This is a genomic window from Kineococcus vitellinus, assembly GCF_009906315.1.
GTDB lineage: Bacteria > Actinomycetota > Actinomycetes > Actinomycetales > Kineococcaceae > Kineococcus > Kineococcus vitellinus.
The window spans coordinates 1-5,863 of the sequence record NZ_JAAALL010000278.1; the positions used below are offsets into that span (position 1 = coordinate 1).

A 5,863-nucleotide genomic window follows, 5' to 3' on the forward strand; every position below is an offset into this window, starting at 1 on the left:
GCTTCGGCCGGCTCCTGCTGCACCTGGTGGCCGACCTCGACCCCGCGGCGGCGTCGGCGTCCACCGCCGCGGGGTCGAGGTCGGCCACCAGGTGCAGCAGGAGCCGGCCGAAGCCGTGGTCGCGCAGCCGCTCGTCGACGGCGCGCCGGTCGGCGGCGGAGTCGGCCACGAGCAGCGCGCGGCGGCCCGCGGCGGCCGCGTCGGCGACGACGGCGGCGGCCACCTGCGTGGCCCCCGTGCCGGTGGGGGCGTGCAGGCGCAGGTCGCCGCCGCCGCGCACGTGCTCCAGCGCCCGCCGCTGGGAGGGGTCCAGGGCCAGGCCGCAGGGCGCGTCCGGGCCCGGCCCGGACGGCGGCTCCGGGGCCTGCACGGGGGTGCCGGCGGCGAGCGCGCGCACCACGCGGTGCTCGCGCACCAGCGCCCCGCGCCGGCGCAGGTCCTCCAGCAGGTCCGCGCCGGGGTCGGCGAAGGTGGCCAGCAGCAGCCGGCGCTCCACCCGCACGCTGCCGGCGCCGGCCAGCTGGCGGCGCAGCTCGTCGAGGGCGGGCGCGGGGTCGAAGCCCCAGTGGGCGCCGACGGCGGTGACGATGCGGCGGGCGTCCAGGTCGACGCCCAGCTCGGCGCGGGCGGTGCGCAGGAGCACGGGGTTGACGATGACCTCGGCCGCCAGCTGGACGACGAAGTCGTCGAGGGCCTCGGTCGTCGGCGTCACGGTGCAGCGGCGCAGCAGGACGGGGGTGCGCCGGGGCGTGCGCGGGGGGACCTCGGCGGCGGCGGCCGGCGTGGACCAGCCGGCGGTGCCGACGGCGACAGCGGGCGAGCGGGTGCCGCGCTGGGCCAGCAGCACCCCGGCGAGGCGGTGGGTGGCGCGCACGCGGCGGCGGGCCTCGGCGAACGCCCCGGACTCGCGCACGAGGCTGGACAGGGGGGTCGGGCCGCCGGCGAGCAGCTGCGCGAGACCGGAGGGGTGCGCCGTCGTGAGGTCCAGGACCGCGTCGGTCCCCACCGGGCAGTCCAGCAGGGCGGACGTCCCGCCGAGGCGCTCCGCCTCCGCCCACCAGCGCCGACGCGTCGTGTCGGGCCCGGCTGCGGGAGAAGACGTCACGGAGCAACAGTAGGCGTCCCGGCGGGCGGTTCGGCTCAGGTGAGGCGTCCCTGCGCGCCGTCGCGCGCGGCGGGCGGGCCGGGGGCGGCCGACGCGGTGGCCCGCGCCAGCGCCACCAGCGTCACGTCGTCGCGGGCGCGGCCGCCGCTGAAGCTGCGGGCCACCTCCAGGGCCTCCTCGACCAGCGCCTGCGGCGTCAGCTCGGGCAGCCGCCCGAGCGCGGCGAGCACCCCGGAGATGCCCAGCTCGTCGGTGCTGCCGGTGGGGCGGGCCTCGGTGAGGCCGTCGGTGTAGACCACGAGCACCGAGCCCGGCGCCATCGAGGCGGTGCGGGTGCGCCAGGCGCCCGGCACGTCCAGGTGCAGCCAGGACAGCAGCGGGCCGGTCGGCTCCAGCTCGGTGACCACGCGCACGCCCCCGCCCTCGGAGCGCAGCACGACGGGCGCGGGGTGGCCCGCGTTGGCGTAGGTGACGGTCCCGGAGTCGGGGTCCACGACGACGACGACGCAGCTGGCGAAGCGCTCCGCCTCGTCGGAGAAGACGCGGGCCGCCATCGCCAGCGCCAGGTCCGGTTCGGGCGCCAGGTGCAGCGCCGCCTCCAGCAGCCGCTTGAGCTGGATGGCGACGATGCCGGCGCGGGCGCCGTGGCCGGAGACGTCCGCGACGACGACGGCGAAGCGGCCGTCGCGCAGCGGCAGCACGTCGTACCAGTCCCCCGCCAGCAGCCCCTCGGCCGGGCGCAGCGCGGCGGCCGCGGACCAGCCGGGCACGACGGGCAGGTCGTGGGCGGCGAGCTGGTCGCGCACCTCCGCCACGAGCGGCTGGCCCTGCTGCAGCGCCTCGCGGGCGGAGACGGCGTCGGCGAGCTCGTCGAGGATGCGCCGGCGCATCGCCTCGGCGGCGGCGGCCACGGCGGCCAGCTCCGGCGGCCCGGGCAGCCCGACGGGGGTCTGCAGGTCGCCGCCGCCCACCCGCAGCAGCTGCTCGGAGAGGCTGTCGAGCGGGTGGACGACCCAGCGGCGCACGAGGTAGAGGACGGCGGGCACGAGCAGCAGGGCGACGGCGGCGACGGCGAGCTGGACGAGCTGGGCGCGCTCGCTCTCGTCGCGGGCGTCACGCAGCGCTGCTTCGCGCTGGTCCCGCAGCGCGCCGAGGAGCACCTCGACGTCGTCGTAGACGACCTCGAAGAGGCGGGAGGTGGGGGCGTCGAGGATCGAGCGGTTGAGGCCGGCCGCGTCGGCGGTGGCCTTGTAGGTGCCCTGCTCGTCCACGGCGGCGCGCCACTCCTCGACGGCGGAGAAGATCCTGCCCAGCTGCTCCCGCTGCGAGGACGTCAGGGCCCGCCCGGCCTCCGCGCGCACCCGCTGCGCGTCCTGGTCGGAGCGCTCGATGCGGTCCGCCCGCTCCCGCCCGCTCTCCTGCAGGCGCTGGACGTCGCTGGCGGTGATGTACTGCCAGTGGATGGCCTGGACCTCCACCAGGTCGCCCTGGAACGCCTCCAGCGTGCTCGTGAACTCCTCCGCGGCCTCCTGCCGGTCGTCCTCCCCGCTCGTGGAGCGCAGCATGCTCACGAAGAGGACGACGGTGAGCGCGAGGACGACGAGCAGGAACGTCAGGCCGACGACCGACACCCGCCGCTGCAGCGAGGTGCGGAGCATGAGGCGGTGCCACGCCTGCGCCACGGCGCCCAGCTGACCCACCCCCTCGCTCCGGTGACCGGCCCGTCCCGGCCGACGGGTGGGAGACACCATGTCATCCCGCGCGCCGGTCCCGTCACCCTCCAGAGCCGGACGGGTGCGTGTCTCACCGGGCGGGCTCGCCGCCCAGGCGGTAGACGTTGACGCGTGATCGACGCCCGCACCTGGCCGGACCAGCTCGTCCTCGTCCGTCACGGGCAGTCGACGGGCAACGTCGCCGACGCCCGCGCGCGGGCCGCGCACGCCGAGCTCGTCGACGTGGGCGAGCGCGACGCCGACGTGCCGCTGTCCGCGCTGGGCCGCGAGCAGGCCCGCGCCGTGGGGGGCTGGCTGGCCGGCGACCCGCAGGCCCCGGACGCCCCGCAGGTCGTGCTCAGCTCCCCCTACGAGCGGGCGCTGCGCACGGCGGAGGCGATCGTGGAGCAGGCCCGCGCGCAGGGGCGCGAGGTCGCCGGGGTGCGCACCGACGAGCGGCTGCGCGAGCGCGACCTGGGCTGGTGGGACGGCCTGACCGGCCTGGGGGTGCGCGCGCGCTTCCCCGAGGAGGCCCGGCGGCGGCGCACGCTGGGCAAGTTCTACTACCGCCCGCCGGGCGGGGAGAGCTGGTGCGACGTCGCCCTGCGGGTGCGCAGCCTGCTGGCCTCGCTGCGCGAGGAGCACGCGGGCGAGCGGGTGCTGGTCGTCTCCCACCAGGCGGTGATCATGAACTTCCGGCTGGTGCTGGAGGCCCTGGACGAGGCGACGCTGCTGGGCCTGGACGAGACGCAGCCGCTGGCGAACTGCTCGGTGACCTCCTACGTCCGCGGGCGGGCCGGTCTGCGGCTGCAGCTGGCCGGGGACACCACGGCCACCCGCGAGGTGCGGGTGACCGACGACGACGTCGACGACGAGCCGGACGCACCGGCCGGGCGGGGAGCGCAGTGAGCGGCACCAGCAGCACCGGCGGGACCAGCGGAGCGGCCGAGCGGGCGGTCACGGTGACCTCCTCGGTGCTGCGGCGGTGGCCGCTGCCGCCGCCGGGCACGGGCAAGGAGGCGCGCGGGCGCACGCTCGTGGTGGGCGGCAGCACCCGCACGCCGGGGGCCGTGCTGCTGGCTGCGGAGTCCGCGCTGCGCAGCGGGGCCGGCAAGCTGCAGGTGGCGACGACCGCGACGACGGCGGCGCCGCTGGCGGTGGCGCTTCCGGAGGCGCTCGTGCTGCCGCTGCCCGAGACGCCCGGCGGCGGCATCGACCCGGGCTGCGGGGACGACGAGGAGCTGACGGGGCTGGTCGAGGGGGCCCACGCGGTCCTGCTGGGCGTGGGCGCGGTCGGCGAGCCCGAGGTGCGCGCCCTGCTGGAGGCCCTGCTGCCGCGGGTGGGCGGTGTCGCGGTGCTGGACGCGCTGGGGCTGGCGCCGGTGACGGCCGACGTGTCCTTCCTGCACCGGCTGCAGGGCCGGGCGGTGCTGACGCCGAACCTCACCGAGCTGGCGATCGTGCTGGACGCGGACCCCGAGGAGGTCGGCGCCGACGTCCCGGCGGCCGCGCTGGAGCTGGCCGCCCGCAGCCGCACCGCGGTCGCCGCCGGCGGCGGGGAGTCGTGGATCGCCGCCCCCGACGGGCGGCTGTGGCACGACGCGACGGGCGGTGCGGGCCTGGGGGTCTCCGGGTCAGGCGACGTGCTGGCGGGCATCGTCACCGGGCTGTGCGCGCGCGGCGCCGACCCGGTGCAGGCGGCCGTGTGGGCCACGCACCTGCACGGGCGCGCGGGCGACCGGCTGGCCAGCTCGGTGGGCCGGCTGGGCTTCCTGGCCCGCGAGCTGCCGGGTCAGCTGCCCCCGGTGCTGGCCGAGATCGAGGTCTGAGACCCCGGCGCTCAGCTCAGCAGCGCGGCGGCGGTGGGCGCGAGGTCGTCCATCGGGATGTCCAGCTGCCAGGTGGTGGAGGAGCGGTCGACGCAGTCGGCGGGGTCGCCCTGCGGGCCGGCCCAGGTCTGGGGCCGGGCGGTGACCTTCCAGGCGGCGCCGCCGTGCTGGCGGGCGCGGCCTGCCAGGGCCTCGTCGCCGGAGCGCACCGCCGCGGAGGCGATGACGTCGACGGCGCGGCCCAGCGAGCGGGCGTCGTAGAAGGCGACGGTGCAGCCGTCGGCCGTGGGGCTGCTGGCGACGAGGATGCAGCCCGACTCCTGCAGCGCGGCGTCGATGGCGGCGACGGCGGCCTGCTGGCGGGGGGCGCGGCGCGGGGCGGGGACGGCGGCGCGCGAGTCGGTGCGGACGCTGGTGACGGACATTCCGGGTGCTCCTCGAGGTGACGACGTCGGCCTGGTGTCGGAGTCGTCATCGACCCGGCCCGACACCCAGGAGACGGCATCGGTCGGCGTGCTGTGCACCTTGAGTGTAGGTCCCCCGGCGGGTGCACCCGACCACGCGGGCCCCCCGTTCGCCTGGGGCGCAACCCCTTTGCAACGACAGCCTGTCGTAGTTCGACGCTGTCGGACGACGGGCGCGCCCGGCTCGGGACCGGGCCGCCGGCACCGGTAAGGTGCCGACCGGGCCCCCGTAGCTCAGGGGATAGAGCATCGGTTTCCTAAACCGTGTGTCGCAGGTTCGAATCCTGCCGGGGGCACCGCCGCACGACCCGTCGCCGCCACCGCCGCGCCGCGGGTCCGGGCGCGGCCCACCGGGCGTGATCCGCGTCACAGCCGTCACCCCCTCGCCCGGAGGCACCGTCCCCCGGTGCGGAATGAACGTTGCATCGTGCAAAGGTGTGCGTCGTACAATCGACGTTGCACTGGAGCTCTCGTGTCTGCACAGCGCGGGAGGGCGGACGGCAAGGCCGACGTCCTCTTCGACATCCGAACCGTCATCGGCGCCCTGTTCGCCGTCTACGGCGTGGTCTGCCTGGTCTGGGGCCTCGTCTCCTTCACCCCCGCCGACGAGGCGAAGACGGGTGGGATCAACCTCAACCTGTGGGCCGGCATCGGCATGGTCGCGCTCGCCGCGGTCTTCATCGGCTGGACCTTGGCCCGGCCGCTGCACCCCGCCGAGCCGACCGCCGACGAGGTGGAGCAGCCGTGATCGCC

Annotated in this window: 5 protein-coding genes, 1 tRNA gene and 1 pseudogene; 4 read left to right on the forward strand and 3 right to left on the reverse strand. The window is 77.3% G+C overall.

Annotated features, from left to right (window positions below):
- Positions 1–1,105 (reverse strand): annotated as a pseudogene (locus GTQ99_RS18795) (hypothetical protein); the annotation flags it as partial.
- Positions 1,106–1,140: 35 nt separating this feature from the next.
- Entirely contained in the window at positions 1,141–2,805 is a 1,665-nt protein-coding gene (locus GTQ99_RS18800; protein ID WP_166617251.1) for a SpoIIE family protein phosphatase, read from the reverse strand.
- A 144-nt stretch (positions 2,806–2,949) separates the two neighbouring features.
- On the opposite strand from GTQ99_RS18800, the gene GTQ99_RS18805 reads away from it, so the two are divergent.
- Complete coding sequence (locus tag GTQ99_RS18805; RefSeq protein ID WP_166617252.1) at positions 2,950–3,726, forward strand: histidine phosphatase family protein; 777 nt, start codon at positions 2,950–2,952, stop codon at positions 3,724–3,726.
- A complete protein-coding gene (locus GTQ99_RS18810; protein WP_166617253.1) occupies positions 3,723–4,646 on the forward strand; it encodes an NAD(P)H-hydrate dehydratase in 924 nt (307 codons plus the stop codon). Before GTQ99_RS18805 ends, GTQ99_RS18810 begins: the two co-directional genes overlap by 4 nt.
- An 11-nt stretch (positions 4,647–4,657) precedes the next feature.
- Here GTQ99_RS18810 and GTQ99_RS18815 read toward each other — a convergent pair whose 3' ends face one another.
- Positions 4,658–5,071 (reverse strand): hypothetical protein, encoded by a 414-nt coding sequence (locus tag GTQ99_RS18815; protein ID WP_166617254.1) that lies wholly within the window; start codon positions 5,069–5,071, stop codon positions 4,658–4,660.
- A gap of 262 nt (positions 5,072–5,333) precedes the next feature.
- On the opposite strand from GTQ99_RS18815, the gene GTQ99_RS18820 reads away from it, so the two are divergent.
- Positions 5,334–5,406 (forward strand) — tRNA-Arg (locus GTQ99_RS18820).
- A 176-nt stretch (positions 5,407–5,582) separates the two neighbouring features.
- Positions 5,583–5,858: a hypothetical protein gene (locus tag GTQ99_RS18825; protein WP_166617255.1), complete on the forward strand. Its 276-nt coding sequence runs from the start codon at positions 5,583–5,585 to the stop codon at positions 5,856–5,858.
- Positions 5,859–5,863: the final 5 nt, after the last annotated feature.